Source organism: Enterobacter sp. CRENT-193 (genome assembly GCF_002787395.1).
GTDB lineage: Bacteria > Pseudomonadota > Gammaproteobacteria > Enterobacterales > Enterobacteriaceae > Enterobacter > Enterobacter hormaechei_C.
The window spans coordinates 812,979-829,289 of sequence record NZ_CP024812.1; the positions used below are offsets into that span (position 1 = coordinate 812,979).

Here is a 16,311-nt window from a genome sequence, read left to right on the forward strand (position 1 = left end):
GCCTGTTCTGTTGCTTAATCAGTATCAACAGGACGCAGGAGTATAAATAATGAAAACCGCTTACATCGCAAAACAACGCCAGATCAGTTTCGTTAAATCCCATTTTTCTCGCCAGCTGGAAGAGAAGCTTGGCCTTATTGAAGTTCAGGCGCCGATTCTGAGCCGCGTGGGTGACGGGACGCAGGATAACTTGTCTGGTTGCGAAAAAGCGGTACAGGTAAAAGTGAAAACACTGCCAGACGCTCAGTTCGAAGTGGTTCATTCCCTGGCGAAGTGGAAGCGTCAAACCCTGGGACAACACGACTTCAGCGCGGGCGAAGGGCTTTACACGCATATGAAAGCCCTTCGCCCCGATGAAGACCGCCTCTCCCCCATTCACTCTGTCTACGTTGACCAGTGGGACTGGGAGCGCGTAATGGGTGACGGCGAGCGCCACGTTGGCACGCTGAAGTCTACCGTTGAGGCGATTTACGCCGGGATCAAAGCGACCGAAGCGGCCGTAAGCAAAGAGTTTGGTCTGGCACCGTTCCTGCCGGAAACGATCCACTTTGTTCACAGTCAGGAGTTGCTGAGCCGTTTCCCGGATCTGGATGCCAAAGGCCGTGAACGCGCGATTGCCAAAGAGCTTGGCGCGGTATTCCTGATCGGCATTGGCGGAAAATTGTCTGATGGTAAACGTCACGACGTCCGTGCGCCGGATTACGATGACTGGAGCACAGTGGGCGAAAGCGAATATGCTGGTCTGAACGGCGATATTCTGGTCTGGAACCCGGTTCTGGAAGATGCGTTTGAACTCTCTTCAATGGGGATCCGCGTGGATGCTGAAGCACTGAAGCGTCAGCTGGCCGTGACCGGTGATGAGGATCGTCTGCAACTGGAATGGCACCAGGCGCTGCTGCGCGGTGAAATGCCGCAGACCATCGGCGGTGGTATTGGCCAGTCTCGTCTGACCATGCTGCTGTTGCAACTGTCCCATATCGGTCAGGTGCAGTGTGGGGTCTGGCCGCAGCAGGTACGTGAGAGCGTCGGTTCTCTTCTTTAATTAACGTCGCCAGCGTCTGAGCAGGCGGCTACGCAACCCGGTATCAAAGCGCCAGATATGATCGAAGATGCGCATGATGCCGGGTTTTCCATGTGCAGACATCGCCACGGCATGGAAACGGTGCTGGTGCACGCGCTGCATCTCCTTCACTTTATTCACGACGTCGTCCGGCAGCCGCTGGGCAATAAAATCGGAAATCACCACCGCATCCGCGTCGTACCAGTCACCGCCCTGCATGCGCTCAATGATACTGCGAAAACAGCTGGCCAGATCGGTGCCGCCGCGAAAGCGCTGGCTTAAAAAGCGGATCGCCTGCTCCAGCCCCTGCGGGCTGGTCAGTTCATACCCCACCACTTCGCTGGAAAAGAGCATGATGTAGCAGCGACGACGATCGGCGAGCGCCACGCGCATCAGGGCCAGGCAGAACGCTTTTGCGCACTGTTCATTAAAGCCCCCCATCGATCCGGACGTATCGACGCAAACAATGAATGGGCCGCGCGGTTGCTCATCAAAATCCTGGTGCACCACCGGACGCTGGCTGATCTTCTCGCGCCAGGCTTCGCCATGCAGTCGATAGGTAATGAGCTGTTTTTCCACCAGCCGACGATAAAACTCATACTCCAGTTCGGTCATTCCCAGCGTGCTGAGTTCCGTAGGCAGCAGACGCAGGATGTCATCGCTTTGCTGTAACCCGTCCACCTGCTCCGGTACGGTGGAGGGCTCGCGTACCAGCGTTCGGAAGGTCTCCATCGGCGCATCTTTCTTTGGGACCGACCGGGCCTCCCGGGAGCGGCCGAGCTGTTCTGCGAGCTTTATCAGCTCCGGCTGTTGCGCCAGAAAGTCGCCGTACTTCACGATCAGCTGATAATCGCCCCGCTTTAACTGGCCGGCACTCATATCCCAGAGTCGACCAGCGGCGTTTTCATTCTCCACCAGCACCTGTTCTAACTGGCCGCTCAGGGTCATTCGCTCCTGGACCTCACTGAGCAACTGTTCGCGCTCTTCGTCCAGCAACTGCTGATTGAGGGCCGTGGCCTGGACCACAAGGCTCAGTCGCCAGCGCTGTAAAAACAGCGTATGCAGGGCGGGAGTGAAGCTGGGGTTGTCCGTGACCAGCGCTCTGGCCTGGCTGGCAAACGGGGAGTGAACGTTATCAAGCAGCGTCAGAGTTTGCTGTAGCTGGGCAATACACTGCGGCGTTGAAAGCCGCTGGCACTGCTGGTAACCAGCCACTTCCTCTGTCAGTTCCGGCGGGACTTCCGTCTCCTTAAACCGCTGGCGCAGGTTATCGCGCCAGCGGGGAAGATCGTCCGTCATTGCTTTTCGGAGCTTCGGGAATTTTTCAAAGAAGGCCGCCAGCTGCGGTGAAGCGAGCAGGGTAATGACGACCTCTTCGATCAACCCTTCCTCGCTAACCGCCAGCATGACGTTAAGCGTGTCCAGCGTTAGCATTGACGAGCCTGTTTGATCTGCGCGCTGACATCCTGCAAGCTGGCTTCAATGCGACCTAACCAGTCGCTATGGATAAAGAGGCATTTCTGCTGCTCGCTGAAGCGGGTGTGCTGCTGATGCCATTCGTTATCCAGCGCGTCGAGCTGCTGTTTGATCTCCTCCGGCACAGTGTCGGAGGCCGTGCCCGGCAGAGCCAGGCGCGATCCCTGAAGGCTGACGTCGCGGATCACAAGGTGCTGGCTGCTGTCGACTTCCATCGACAACGGCTGTGCAAAGCCGATACCGTTGAGTTTACCGCGGATCTCACCGCCCTTATCCAGCCACTGAACCAGCGCAACGCGTTCGATAGTCACATGCACAACCTGCATATCATGAAGCTTCAGCGGCTGCTGAAGAAGAAGCGTTAGCGAGGCGTCAGTCAGCCCGGCTGGCAGTTCGTAGTGCGGTTTACGGGCAAACATCCCGCCAAGACGGTTCACCTTCAGCGCGGTTTTGTCACTTTGCTGCTGCTGGAGCTGAAGGCGACGTTGAGCAATCGCCCCCAGTTGATTAAGCATGGATTGCTGACCCCACGCGTGTCCGGTCATCAAAACGTCCAGCTGCTGCTGCATCAGATTCATCCCTTCTGCGTCGTGCCACAGGCAGTCTTTCAGCAGGATCAGATCGATGGGAGCGACAGCATCGCGGCCGCTAAACAGCGCGCTTGCCTGGAGCAGACGAATGGCTTTTTTCCAGCGACGATCGGAGACGTACGGCGCGGAGGGCAGTAAATCAAGCTGCTGGCGCAGCATGAAGATCAGCTCAAAAACGGGATCGGGCAGTTTTATCTTGCCGATCTCCTCCTGCCACTGGTGGTATTCCTCGTCCGTGACCTGCAATGACGCTGCCACCGGATTTTCGTTTTCATCCTGCTGGCTTACCAGCATAGAACGGAAGTTTGATTTATCCTGGACTTTATCCAGCCACAGGCGGATCAACATACGGTCATACAGCGCTTCCAGGCTGCTGTCGGCTTCGGGCAGTTCGTTTGACGCGGCCACCAGCAGGCGCATGGGGATCTTCTCTTCGCTGGCGCCGTTGCGGAATCGGCGTTCGTTAATTGCCGTCAGCAGGGTATTCAGAATGGCCGGGCCGGCTTTCCAGATCTCATCAAGAAAGACGATTTCCGCTTCCGGGAGATAGCCCGCCGTCAGACGTTCATAGCGTCCCTCATCTTTTAGCGCCTGAATGGAGAGTGGGCCGAAAACTTCTTCCGGCGTGGAGAAGCGCGTCATCAAATACTCGAATGCGCGCGCGTTCTGGAAAGCGAATTTGAGGCGGCGTGCGATCAGACTTTTGGCAATGCCCGGCGGCCCCAGCAGAAACACGCTTTCCCCGCTCAGCGCCGCCAGTAAACAGAGGCGAATGGCGTGGCTACGCTCGTAAAGGCCTTTTTCCAGCGCACTGCTGAGGCGGGAAATTCTTTCTGCTAATAAATGTGAGTGAGCCATAATAGTTTTGCATCCTTTCGCCGTCGTGGCGGCTAATTGAAGCGAGTATAGACGTTTCGGTCTGGCCTGGTAATAGGCTGAAGTGCGGCGCTATTTTCTTTGCGCTACATTAATGTGGCTGCATTTAGGGGTACGATTTTGCATTGAATCGTGCATACTGTGCGCTTTTTGTGGGCCAAGGGACTAAGCACACATTTGTTATTCAAACGAAAAGACTAGTCTATGAGCACTGATAATAAGCAATCATTACCCGCAGTAACGCTTGCGGCGATCGGGGTTGTCTACGGTGATATCGGCACCAGCCCGCTTTATACGCTTCGTGAATGTCTGTCCGGTCAGTTTGGTTTTGGTGTAGAGCGTGACGCCGTATTTGGTTTCCTCTCGCTCATCTTCTGGCTGCTGATCCTGGTGGTCTCCCTTAAATATCTCTCTTTCGTTATGCGGGCTGATAACGCGGGCGAGGGCGGTATTCTGACCCTGATGTCCCTTGCCGGGCGCAATACGTCTGCAAGAATGACCTCCGTGCTGGTCATCATTGGCCTGATTGGCGGCAGCTTCTTCTATGGAGAAGTCGTGATTACGCCGGCGATTTCGGTAATGTCGGCCATAGAGGGGCTGGAGATTGTCGCGCCACAGCTTGATACGTGGGTGGTGCCACTCGCTATTATCGTGCTGACGTTACTGTTTGCTATACAAAAACACGGTACCGGGCTGGTGGGTAAGCTGTTCGCGCCTATTATGCTGGCCTGGTTCTTGATCCTGGCGGCGCTGGGCTTACGCAGTATTATCGCCAACCCGGATGTCCTGCACGCGCTGAACCCATTGTGGGCGGTGCATTTCTTCCTGGAATATAAAGTGGTGTCGTTTGTGGCGCTGGGCGCGGTGGTACTTTCCATTACCGGTGTTGAAGCGCTGTATGCGGATATGGGCCACTTCGGGAAACTCCCTATTCGCGTCGCATGGTTTAGCGTGGTCTTGCCTTCACTGGTGCTGAATTACTTCGGTCAGGGCGCGCTGCTGCTTGCACACCCTGAAGCGATTAAAAACCCGTTCTTCCTGCTGGCGCCGGACTGGGCGCTGGTTCCGATGCTGATCCTGGCGACGCTGGCGACGGTCATTGCCTCTCAGGCTGTCATTTCCGGCGTATTCTCCCTGACGCGTCAGGCCGTGCGGTTGGGTTATCTCTCCCCAATGCGCATTATCCATACCTCAGAGATGGAGTCTGGCCAGATCTACATTCCGTTCGTCAACTGGCTGCTCTACTTCGCGGTGGTGATTGTCATCGTCAGCTTTGAGCACTCCAGTAATCTGGCGGCGGCGTACGGTATCGCGGTAACCGGAACGATGGTGTTGACCTCTATTCTCTCCACCACCGTGGCGTACCGTAACTGGCACTGGAATAAGTTCCTCGTGGGGCTGATCCTGGTTGGCTTCCTCTGTATCGACGTGCCGCTGTTCTCTGCGAATCTCGACAAGATTGTCTCCGGTGGCTGGCTGCCGCTGACGCTGGGTCTGGTGATGTTTATTGTGATGACGACGTGGAAGAGCGAACGTTTCCGCCTGCTGCGTCGTATGCATGAGCACGGTAACTCTCTGGAGGCCATGATCGCCTCGCTGGAGAAATCCCCACCGGTGCGCGTGCCGGGCACGGCGGTGTATATGTCTCGCGCGCTGAACGTAATCCCGTTTGCGCTGATGCATAACCTCAAGCACAACAAAGTGCTGCACGAGCGCGTGATCCTGCTGACGCTGCGTACTGAAGATGCGCCGTACGTTCACAACGTGCGTCGCGTACAGATTGAACAGCTGTCGCCAACCTTCTGGCGCGTGGTGGCAAGCTACGGCTGGCGCGAAACGCCGAACGTGGAAGAGGTGTTCCACCGCTGCGGTCTGGAAGGCCTGAGTTGCCGCATGATGGAGACGTCGTTCTTTATGTCCCACGAGTCGCTGATCATCGGCAAGCGCCCATGGTATTTGCGCCTGCGCGGCAAGCTGTATCTCATTCTGCAACGTAACGCCCTGCGTGCGCCTGACCAGTTTGAGATCCCGCCTAATCGCGTGATTGAGCTGGGCACGCAGGTCGAGATTTAAGACTCCGTGTGGGCTTGATGCCCTCACCCCGACCCTCTCCCACAGGGAGAGGGCGCAACCATAAAAAACGGTAACCTGACGGTTACCGTTTTGCATTTACCTCCTCTGCATTTCACTTAGCGAAACGTTTCGACGTTGATCACAAATCCGTTACGTCATGATGGTTTTCTGAACACTTCTGCGGCTACACTGTTTTTAGCGAAACGTTTCGCTAGTGGAGCAAAAAATGAAGAAAAGCACAGTACTCAACTCAGAAATCTCATCGGTGATTTCCCGTCTTGGGCATACCGATACGCTGGTGGTTTGCGATGCAGGCTTACCGGTTCCGCGCAGCACAACCCGTATCGATATGGCGTTAACGCAGGGCGTGCCCTCGTTCATGCAGGTACTGGAAGTGGTCACCGCGGAGATGCAGGTTGAGGCGGCCATTCTCGCGGCGGAAATCAAACAGCATAATCCGCAACTCCACGAAACGTTGCTCAGCCACATTGAGCAACTGCAACAGCACCAGGGAAACACCATAGAAATTCGTTACACAACGCACGAGCAGTTCAAACAACAAACCGCAGACAGTCAGGCGGTGATTCGCAGCGGGGAGTGTTCCCCGTATGCGAATATCATTCTCTGTGCTGGCGTCACCTTCTGAGGCCATCATGGACGCATTACTGCAACTCAAAGGGATCGATAAATCGTTCCCGGGCGTAAAAGCCCTCTCCGGCGCGGCGCTGAACGTCTATTCCGGGCGCGTCATGGCGCTGGTGGGCGAAAACGGCGCCGGCAAATCCACCATGATGAAAGTGCTGACCGGTATCTACCAACGCGATGCCGGTTCGCTGCTGTGGCTGGGTAAAGAGACCACCTTCAACGGCCCGAAATCCTCTCAGGAAGCGGGCATCGGCATCATCCACCAGGAGCTGAACCTGATCCCGCAGCTCACCATTGCGGAGAACATCTTCCTCGGCCGTGAGTTCGTGAACCGGTTTGGCAAAATCGACTGGAAAACCATGTATGCCGAAGCGGACAAACTGCTGGCGAAGCTGAATCTGCGCTTTAAGAGCGACCGACTGGTGGGCGACCTTTCCATCGGCGATCAGCAGATGGTGGAAATCGCGAAGGTGCTGAGCTTCGAGTCGAAGGTCATCATTATGGATGAACCGACCGACGCCCTGACCGATACCGAAACCGAATCCTTGTTCCGCGTGATCCGTGAGCTGAAATCCCAGGGCCGCGGCATTGTCTATATCTCACACCGCATGAAAGAGATCTTCGAAATCTGCGACGACGTCACCGTCTTTCGCGACGGGCAGTTTATTGCCGAGCGCGAAGTAGCAACCCTGACCGAAGATTCGCTGATCGAAATGATGGTGGGACGTAAGCTCGAAGATCAGTATCCACATCTGGAAAAAGCGCCGGGTGAGATCCGCCTGAAGGTGGATAACCTCTGCGGACCGGGCGTGAATGACGTCTCCTTTACCCTGCGCAAGGGCGAGATCCTTGGCGTCGCGGGCCTGATGGGGGCGGGGCGTACTGAACTGATGAAAGTGCTCTATGGCGCACTGCCGCGCACCAGCGGCTACGTTACCCTTGACGGCCATGAAGTGGTCACCCGCTCGCCGCAGGACGGGCTGGCGAATGGCATCGTCTATATCTCTGAAGACCGTAAGCGCGACGGCTTAGTGCTGGGCATGTCGGTAAAAGAGAACATGTCTCTGACTGCGCTAGGCTATTTCAGCCGCAGCGGCGGCAGCCTGAAACACAAAGATGAGCAGCAGGCGGTCAGCGATTTTATCCGTCTCTTTAACGTTAAAACCCCATCGATGGAGCAGGCGATTGGCCTGTTGTCCGGCGGTAATCAGCAGAAAGTGGCGATTGCCCGCGGGTTGATGACGCGCCCGAAAGTACTGATCCTCGATGAGCCCACCCGCGGCGTGGACGTGGGCGCGAAAAAAGAGATCTATCAGCTGATTAACCAGTTCAAGGCCGACGGTCTGAGCATCATTCTGGTCTCTTCCGAGATGCCAGAAGTATTAGGCATGAGCGATCGCATTATCGTCATGCATGAAGGGCATCTCGGCGGTGAATTCACTCGCGAGCAGGCCACCCAGGAAGTTCTGATGGCTGCCGCTGTGGGCAAGCTTAATCGCGTGAATCAGGAGTAAGAAGATGACTACCCAGGCTGTTTCTGGTCGCCGCTATTTCACAAAGGCATGGCTGATGGAACAAAAATCGCTGATTGCCCTGCTGGTGCTGATCGCGATTGTCTCGACCATGAGCCCGAACTTTTTTACCGTCAATAACCTGTTCAACATTCTTCAGCAGACCTCTGTCAACGCCATTATGGCGGTGGGGATGACGCTGGTGATTTTGACCTCGGGTATCGATCTGTCCGTCGGTTCCCTGCTGGCCCTCACCGGCGCGATCGCCGCGTCGATTGTCGGTATTGAGGTCAACGCGCTGGTGGCCGTTGCCGCTGCGCTGGCGGCAGGTGCGGCAATTGGCGCCGTAACCGGCGTAATTGTGGCGAAAGGTCGCGTTCAGGCGTTCATCGCCACGCTGGTGATGATGCTGCTGCTGCGCGGTGTGACCATGGTGTACACCAACGGCAGCCCGATTAATACCGGCTTTACCGATAACGCCGATCTGTTTGGCTGGTTCGGTATCGGTCGCCCGCTGGGTGTCCCGACCCCGGTCTGGATCATGGCTATCGTTTTCCTGGCGGCGTGGTACATGCTGCACCATACCCGTCTGGGTCGTTATATCTATGCGCTGGGCGGTAACGAAGCGGCAACGCGCCTGTCCGGTATCAGCGTTAATAAAGTCAAAATTATCGTTTACTCCCTGTGCGGCCTGCTGGCGTCTCTGGCGGGCATCATCGAAGTGGCGCGCCTCTCTTCCGCACAGCCAACGGCGGGTACGGGCTATGAGCTGGATGCCATCGCGGCAGTGGTTCTGGGCGGTACGAGTCTTGCGGGCGGTAAAGGTCGCATTGTTGGGACATTGATCGGCGCACTGATCCTCGGTTTCCTGAATAATGGTTTGAATTTGTTAGGTGTTTCCTCCTATTACCAGATGATCGTTAAGGCAGTGGTGATTTTGCTGGCGGTACTGGTAGACAACAAAAAACAGTAACTGACGACACTACAGGACATCTTAGATATGAACATGAAAAAACTGGCTACCCTGGTTTCTGCTGTCGCGCTGAGCGCAACCGTAAGTGCTAACGCCATGGCGAAGGACACCATCGCGCTGGTTGTCTCTACCCTGAACAACCCGTTCTTCGTCTCCCTGAAGGATGGCGCGCAGAAAGAAGCAGATAAACTGGGCTACAACCTGGTGGTGCTGGATTCTCAGAACAACCCGGCGAAAGAGCTGGCTAACGTTCAGGACTTAACCGTTCGTGGCACCAAAATCCTGCTGATCAACCCAACCGATTCCGACGCGGTCGGTAATGCCGTGAAGATGGCAAACCAGGCGAAGATCCCGGTAATCACCCTTGACCGTCAGGCAACGAAAGGGGATGTGGTCAGCCACATTGCGTCTGATAACGTACTGGGCGGTAAAATCGCCGGCGACTACATCGCGAAGAAAGCCGGTGAAGGCGCGAAAGTGATTGAGTTGCAGGGTATCGCCGGGACTTCCGCGGCCCGTGAACGTGGTGAGGGTTTCCAGCAGGCTGTAGCGGCGCACAAATTCAACGTGCTGGCGAGCCAGCCGGCAGACTTCGACCGTACAAAGGGTCTGAACGTCATGCAGAACCTGCTGACCGCGCATCCTGATGTGCAGGCGGTATTCGCACAGAACGACGAAATGGCGCTCGGTGCGCTGCGTGCGCTCCAGACTGCGGGTAAATCAGATGTGATGGTTGTCGGATTTGACGGCACGCCGGATGGTGAAAAAGCAGTAAATGATGGCAAACTGGCTGCGACCATCGCTCAGCTGCCTGAGCAGATTGGCGCGACTGGCGTGCAAACTGCCGATAAAGTGCTGAAGGGCGAAAAAGTTCAGGCCAAATATCCTGTTGACCTGAAACTGGTCATTAAGCAGTAAAGGCGATTCAGGCAGTCGCTGGCTGCCTGAGGGACACCAAATAAAAGAAAAGTGTGGCATACGCCACCGGGTAATACCGGTGGCGCTCTCAGATGGACACCTCAATACATGAAAACCGCAGGCAACCTCGTCGTCCTTGGCAGTATCAATGCCGATCACATTCTTAACCTTGAAACGTTCCCCACTCCGGGCGAAACCGTCACCGGCAATCAGTATCAGGTGGCGTTCGGCGGTAAGGGCGCAAACCAGGCGGTTGCCGCCGGACGCAGCGGGGCGAATATCGCGTTTATCGCCTGTACGGGTGATGACGATACCGGCGAGCGCGTACGCAAACAGCTCGCAAGCGACAACATCGACATCGCACCCGTCAGCGTGGTTGCAGGGGAATCTACCGGCGTGGCGCTGATTTTCGTCAATGCGGAAGGTGAGAATGTCATCGGTATTCATGCAGGGGCTAATGCCGCGTTAACGACTGAACGCGTCGAAGCGCAGCGTGGAATCATCGCCGGAGCGGAAGCCCTGCTGATGCAGCTGGAGTCACCGGTTGAAAGCGTGCTGGCCGCTGCGAAAATTGCGCATGAAAATCATACCTCTGTCGTACTTAACCCGGCACCTGCCCGTGTATTATCAGACGAGCTGCTGGCGCTGGTGGATATTATCACCCCGAACGAAACCGAAGCGGAAAAGCTGACGGGTATCCGTGTCGAAAATGATGACGATGCAGCGCGTGCCGCGCTTGCGCTGCATGATAAAGGCATCGGCACCGTGATCATCACCCTCGGCAGCCGTGGGGTGTGGGCTAGCGTCAATGGCGAAGGTCGTCGCGTGCCGGGCTTTAAGGTCAAAGCCATTGATACCATCGCCGCAGGAGACACCTTCAACGGTGCGCTGGTAACGGCGCTGCTGGAAGGAAAAGCAATGGATGAAGCGATCCGCTTCGCGCATGCCGCCGCTGCGATCGCGGTGACGCGTAAAGGCGCTCAGCCTTCTGTTCCATGGCGTAAAGAGATTGATGAATTCTTAAGTCAGCAGGGGTAACGCTTGGCCACAATGAAAGATGTCGCCCGTATGGCGGGCGTTTCTACCTCGACTGTTTCCCACGTTATCAATAACGATCGCTTCGTCAGCGAGGCGATTCGGGAGAAAGTTGACGCTGCAATTAAAGAACTCAACTATGCGCCGTCTGCGCTGGCCCGCAGCCTGAAGCTCAACCAGACGCGCACCATCGGCATGCTGATCACGGCCAGTACCAACCCTTTTTATTCTGAACTGGTGCGCGGCGTGGAGCGCAGCTGCTTCGAGCGCGGCTACAGCCTGGTGCTGTGTAATACCGAAGGCGATGAGCAGCGCATGAACCGTAACCTGGAAACGCTGATGCAAAAACGCGTCGACGGGCTGCTGCTGCTCTGTACCGAAACGCATCAACCTTCGAAAGAGATCATCCAGCGCTACCCTTCTATTCCCACGGTGATGATGGACTGGGCGCCGTTCGACGGCACCAGCGATCTGATCCAGGATAACTCGCTGCTGGGCGGCGATATGGCGACTCAGCATCTGATCGATAAAGGTCATACCCGCATTGCCTGTATTACCGGCCCGCTGGATAAAACCCCGGCGCGCTTGCGTCTGGAAGGCTATCTTTCGGCCATGGAACGTGCGGGGCTTGCCATTCCTGATGGCTATTGCATCACCGGCGATTTCGAATTTAACGGTGGATTTGAAGCAATGCAGAAATTGCTGGCGCAAGAGCCGCGCCCGCAGGCGGTGTTTATCGGTAATGATGCGATGGCATTCGGAGCTTATCAGGCGCTTTATCAGGCGGGATTACGTGTCCCGGACGACATGGCGATCGTCGGTTACGATGATATCGAACTGGCGCGCTACATGACGCCGCCGCTGACCACCATCCATCAGCCGAAAGATGAACTGGGCGAGCTGGCCATCGATGTGTTGATCCACCGCATGGCCCAGCCCACGCTGCAACAGCAACGTTTGCAGCTTACTCCTGTTCTGATGGAACGCGGTTCGGTTTAGCCTTCTCTTTGTGACGCTCTTTAATCAGGTTCCGGCCGTCTTTTGGTTTTAACAACATAAAGACCACCGCCGATACCACGGTAAGCGCGCCCATGGTGATAAAGGTATAGTGGAACTGCTCAACGGTATTTGTACCGTCAAACCCTTCATAAAACCGCAGTACCGCCGCGCTCACGGCAACCCCGAGGCTGATCGACAGCTGTTGAGTGACCGCCAGTACGCTGTTGCCGCTGCTGGCATTCTCGTCGGTGAGGTCCGCAAGGGTGATGGTGTTCATCGACGTAAACTGCGTCGACATGGCCATACCCAGCACAAACAGCGGCAGGATCAGCATCCAGATTGGTAACGCCGCAGATTGCAGAGAGAACTGCGCAATCATCAATCCGATAAAGATCGTCACGCCAACCAGCGTCTTACGATAGCCAAACCAGCGCAGCACCTGCGTGACCGTCGATTTTGCCAGAATCGAGCCCATCGCCGTGGGCGCCATCATGCAGCCAGCAATCAGGGCCGGATAGCCGAAACCGACCTGGAGCATCAGCGGCATCAGGAACGGTACGCAGCCCGTGCCCAGACGTGAGGCAATGTTGCCCGCAATCCCGACGGAGAACGTTCGGGTGTTAAACAGAGATAAAGAGATAAGCGGTGTCGGATGGCGACGCGCATGACGTATATATAGAAGGAACAGCAGAATACCGCTGAGGATGACGGCCAGCGCCAGCCACGTCGCTACGATTTTCTCGCCAAACAGCTCCATCCCGCTGGAGAACAGGACCAGGCTCAGGCCAAATAGAAAGAAGCCGCCCATATCGAAGCTGCGTCTTGGCGTGGTGAAGTTCGGCATATATTTGCGAGCATAAATCAGCCCTGCCACACCAATCGGAATATTAATCAGGAAGATCCAGTGCCAGCTTGCCCAGGTCACCAGGACGCCGCCGAGAACCGGGCCAAGTATCGGGCCGACCAGCCCCGGCATAGTCACAAAGTTGAGCACCGGGAGCAGTTCGCTGCGCGGATAGGCGCGCAATAACGCCAGACGCGCGACGGGCATCATCATCGCGCCGCCTATCCCCTGTAGAACGCGGAAGATAACCAGTTCCATCAGAGAGGTGGAGAGGGCGCAAGCCAGAGAACCGAGGGTGAACAACGTCACCGCCAGCATGAATACTTTACGCGTGCCGAAACGATCGGCCAGCCAGCCGCTGACCGGAATAAGCATCGCCACCGTCAGGGTGTAGCTGATGATGGCGGATTGCATCGCCAGCGGGGAGCGGTTAAGGCTTTGTGCTATGGCGGGAAGGGCGGTATTGAGGATAGTGGCATCAAGTGCCTGCATAAAGAACGCCATGGCTGCAATCCACGGCAATCCGGCCATACTGCGTGCTTTTTTCTCTGTCATTTATTTACCTGCTGGTGGGTTGGCGCGGCCAGCAACGCCTGGCACGCACTCAGGGCTCGCTGCCCGTCGCTCTCCTGAATGGCATCGACTATCGCCTGATGCAGATCCAGCTTCACCACCTCATCCTGTGTGATAGAGGTAAAGTAAGTGTGGTACACAGAATGGAATAAAGAAGCAAAGGAGGTCAGGAAAGGATTTCCGCTCATATTATAGATATGTTCATGCCAGGCCATATCGACCGCTATCCAGCGCTCGCGGTTAAAGTGCTTTTTCAGATCCACCATCTCTTCCATCAAAGTATTGAGCTGCGCTTTTTGCTCTGCTGTGCCGAGCGTGGCGGCAAGCAGACAGGCCTGAGGTTCAAGACTGCTGCGCATGACCAGAAAGTGATCGACGACCTGATTAAAGTTATCTTCGGTCATCCACCAGGTGAGCAACTCCTGATCGAGAAAGTTCCAGTTTCCCTGAGGCATAACGCGGGTGCCAATGCGCGGGCGTGGAAGCACCATCCCTTTCGCCGTTAATGTTTTTACCGCTTCGCGAACGGCTGTACGGCTAACGCCAAACTGATCTCCCAGCTCCATCTCGCTGGGCAGGATGCTACCTGGAGCATATTTACCCGCTAAGATCAGCTGCGCCAGTTTCTCTGCCAGCACATAGGACAGGTTTTTTTGAGCTGCCAGCTGTTGTGCGCTTAATGGCATCGCTTTTATTCCTTAGATATTGATGCGGCTAATTATGCCATCTCAGGTGTGATTGTGGTTGCAGATACATCAAATAGAACAATTTGTAGCTGGATCTCATCGCTTTTGGTGAAAAAAAATACGGTCAGAAATTTTTTTTAAATTTCCTCTTGTCACTTCAGAAGAACTCCCTATAATGCGCCTCCACTGACACGGAACAACGGCACACACGCCGCCGGGTCAGCAGAGAAAAGCAAAACAAACGCTTGACTCTGAAGCGGGAAAGCGTAATATGCACACCCCGCGCCGCAGCGAAAACGAAGCGGCACTGCTCTTTAACAATTTATCAGACAATCTGTGTGGGCACTCAAAGTGACATGGATTCTTAATGTCCTCGGACGATAAATAAATACCAAGTCTCAACGAGTGAACACGTAATTCATTACGAAGTTTAATTCATTGAGCATCAAACTTTTAAATTGAAGAGTTTGATCATGGCTCAGATTGAACGCTGGCGGCAGGCCTAACACATGCAAGTCGAACGGTAACAGGAAGCAGCTTGCTGCTTCGCTGACGAGTGGCGGACGGGTGAGTAATGTCTGGGAAACTGCCTGATGGAGGGGGATAACTACTGGAAACGGTAGCTAATACCGCATAACGTCGCAAGACCAAAGAGGGGGACCTTCGGGCCTCTTGCCATCGGATGTGCCCAGATGGGATTAGCTAGTAGGTGGGGTAACGGCTCACCTAGGCGACGATCCCTAGCTGGTCTGAGAGGATGACCAGCCACACTGGAACTGAGACACGGTCCAGACTCCTACGGGAGGCAGCAGTGGGGAATATTGCACAATGGGCGCAAGCCTGATGCAGCCATGCCGCGTGTATGAAGAAGGCCTTCGGGTTGTAAAGTACTTTCAGCGGGGAGGAAGGTGTTGAGGTTAATAACCTCAGCAATTGACGTTACCCGCAGAAGAAGCACCGGCTAACTCCGTGCCAGCAGCCGCGGTAATACGGAGGGTGCAAGCGTTAATCGGAATTACTGGGCGTAAAGCGCACGCAGGCGGTCTGTCAAGTCGGATGTGAAATCCCCGGGCTCAACCTGGGAACTGCATTCGAAACTGGCAGGCTAGAGTCTTGTAGAGGGGGGTAGAATTCCAGGTGTAGCGGTGAAATGCGTAGAGATCTGGAGGAATACCGGTGGCGAAGGCGGCCCCCTGGACAAAGACTGACGCTCAGGTGCGAAAGCGTGGGGAGCAAACAGGATTAGATACCCTGGTAGTCCACGCCGTAAACGATGTCGACTTGGAGGTTGTGCCCTTGAGGCGTGGCTTCCGGAGCTAACGCGTTAAGTCGACCGCCTGGGGAGTACGGCCGCAAGGTTAAAACTCAAATGAATTGACGGGGGCCCGCACAAGCGGTGGAGCATGTGGTTTAATTCGATGCAACGCGAAGAACCTTACCTACTCTTGACATCCAGAGAACTTAGCAGAGATGCTTTGGTGCCTTCGGGAACTCTGAGACAGGTGCTGCATGGCTGTCGTCAGCTCGTGTTGTGAAATGTTGGGTTAAGTCCCGCAACGAGCGCAACCCTTATCCTTTGTTGCCAGCGGTTAGGCCGGGAACTCAAAGGAGACTGCCAGTGATAAACTGGAGGAAGGTGGGGATGACGTCAAGTCATCATGGCCCTTACGAGTAGGGCTACACACGTGCTACAATGGCGCATACAAAGAGAAGCGACCTCGCGAGAGCAAGCGGACCTCATAAAGTGCGTCGTAGTCCGGATTGGAGTCTGCAACTCGACTCCATGAAGTCGGAATCGCTAGTAATCGTGGATCAGAATGCCACGGTGAATACGTTCCCGGGCCTTGTACACACCGCCCGTCACACCATGGGAGTGGGTTGCAAAAGAAGTAGGTAGCTTAACCTTCGGGAGGGCGCTTACCACTTTGTGATTCATGACTGGGGTGAAGTCGTAACAAGGTAACCGTAGGGGAACCTGCGGTTGGATCACCTCCTTACCTTAAAGAACCTGCCTTTGCAGTGCTCACACAGATTGTCTGATGAAAAGTAAAT

12 protein-coding genes and 1 rRNA gene are annotated in these 16,311 nt (G+C 55.5%); 9 read left to right on the top strand and 4 right to left on the bottom strand.

Annotated elements, in window-relative coordinates; genetic code table 11:
* Window positions 1–49 precede the first annotated feature (49 nt).
* Entirely contained in the window at window positions 50–1,042 is a 993-nt protein-coding gene (gene asnA, locus CU081_RS04070; protein WP_003862385.1) for an aspartate--ammonia ligase, read from the top strand.
* Here asnA and viaA read toward each other — a convergent pair whose 3' ends face one another.
* Entirely contained in the window at window positions 1,043–2,494 is a 1,452-nt protein-coding gene (gene viaA / locus CU081_RS04075) for an ATPase RavA stimulator ViaA (protein WP_058647312.1), read from the bottom strand.
* Window positions 2,488–3,984: an ATPase RavA gene (gene ravA, locus CU081_RS04080; RefSeq protein ID WP_003862389.1), complete on the bottom strand. Its 1,497-nt coding sequence runs from the start codon at window positions 3,982–3,984 to the stop codon at window positions 2,488–2,490. The genes viaA and ravA overlap by 7 nt, the downstream gene beginning before the upstream one ends.
* Window positions 3,985–4,206: 222 nt before the next feature.
* Here ravA and kup point away from each other — a divergent pair, with 222 nt between their 5' ends.
* From kup to rbsR, 7 genes are all read left to right on the top strand, one after another.
* Window positions 4,207–6,075, top strand: a complete 1,869-nt coding sequence (gene kup / locus CU081_RS04085) for a low affinity potassium transporter Kup (RefSeq protein WP_003862390.1) — start codon at window positions 4,207–4,209, stop codon at window positions 6,073–6,075.
* A 226-nt stretch (window positions 6,076–6,301) separates the two neighbouring features.
* The gene (gene rbsD, locus CU081_RS04090) at window positions 6,302–6,721 is read left to right on the top strand and encodes a D-ribose pyranase (RefSeq protein WP_022652095.1); all 420 of its coding nucleotides are present in this window, start codon (window positions 6,302–6,304) and stop codon (window positions 6,719–6,721) included.
* Window positions 6,722–6,728: 7 nt separating this feature from the next.
* Entirely contained in the window at window positions 6,729–8,234 is a 1,506-nt protein-coding gene (gene rbsA / locus CU081_RS04095) for a ribose ABC transporter ATP-binding protein RbsA (protein WP_003862393.1), read from the top strand.
* Window positions 8,235–8,238: 4 nt separating this feature from the next.
* On the top strand, window positions 8,239–9,204 hold the full coding sequence (gene rbsC, locus CU081_RS04100) for a ribose ABC transporter permease (protein WP_003862395.1): 966 nt from the start codon (window positions 8,239–8,241) through the stop codon (window positions 9,202–9,204).
* Window positions 9,205–9,231: 27 nt separating this feature from the next.
* The gene (gene rbsB, locus CU081_RS04105; RefSeq protein ID WP_003862397.1) at window positions 9,232–10,122 is read left to right on the top strand and encodes a ribose ABC transporter substrate-binding protein RbsB; all 891 of its coding nucleotides are present in this window, start codon (window positions 9,232–9,234) and stop codon (window positions 10,120–10,122) included.
* Window positions 10,123–10,230: 108 nt separating this feature from the next.
* Window positions 10,231–11,160 (top strand): ribokinase, encoded by a 930-nt coding sequence (gene rbsK, locus CU081_RS04110; protein WP_022652094.1) that lies wholly within the window; start codon window positions 10,231–10,233, stop codon window positions 11,158–11,160.
* 3 nt (window positions 11,161–11,163) lie between these two features.
* Window positions 11,164–12,156: a ribose operon transcriptional repressor RbsR gene (gene rbsR, locus CU081_RS04115; protein ID WP_072200116.1), complete on the top strand. Its 993-nt coding sequence runs from the start codon at window positions 11,164–11,166 to the stop codon at window positions 12,154–12,156.
* Here rbsR and mdtD read toward each other — a convergent pair.
* On the bottom strand, window positions 12,122–13,555 hold the full coding sequence (gene mdtD / locus CU081_RS04120; protein ID WP_022652092.1) for a multidrug transporter subunit MdtD: 1,434 nt from the start codon (window positions 13,553–13,555) through the stop codon (window positions 12,122–12,124). The two genes, rbsR and mdtD, sit on opposite strands and share 35 nt — an antisense overlap.
* Window positions 13,552–14,259 (bottom strand): FadR/GntR family transcriptional regulator, encoded by a 708-nt coding sequence (locus CU081_RS04125; RefSeq protein WP_003862405.1) that lies wholly within the window; start codon window positions 14,257–14,259, stop codon window positions 13,552–13,554. Before CU081_RS04125 ends, mdtD begins: the two co-directional genes overlap by 4 nt.
* Before the next feature lie 455 nt (window positions 14,260–14,714).
* Here CU081_RS04125 and CU081_RS04130 point away from each other — a divergent pair.
* Window positions 14,715–16,256, top strand: a 16S ribosomal RNA gene (locus CU081_RS04130).
* Window positions 16,257–16,311 lie beyond the last annotated feature (55 nt).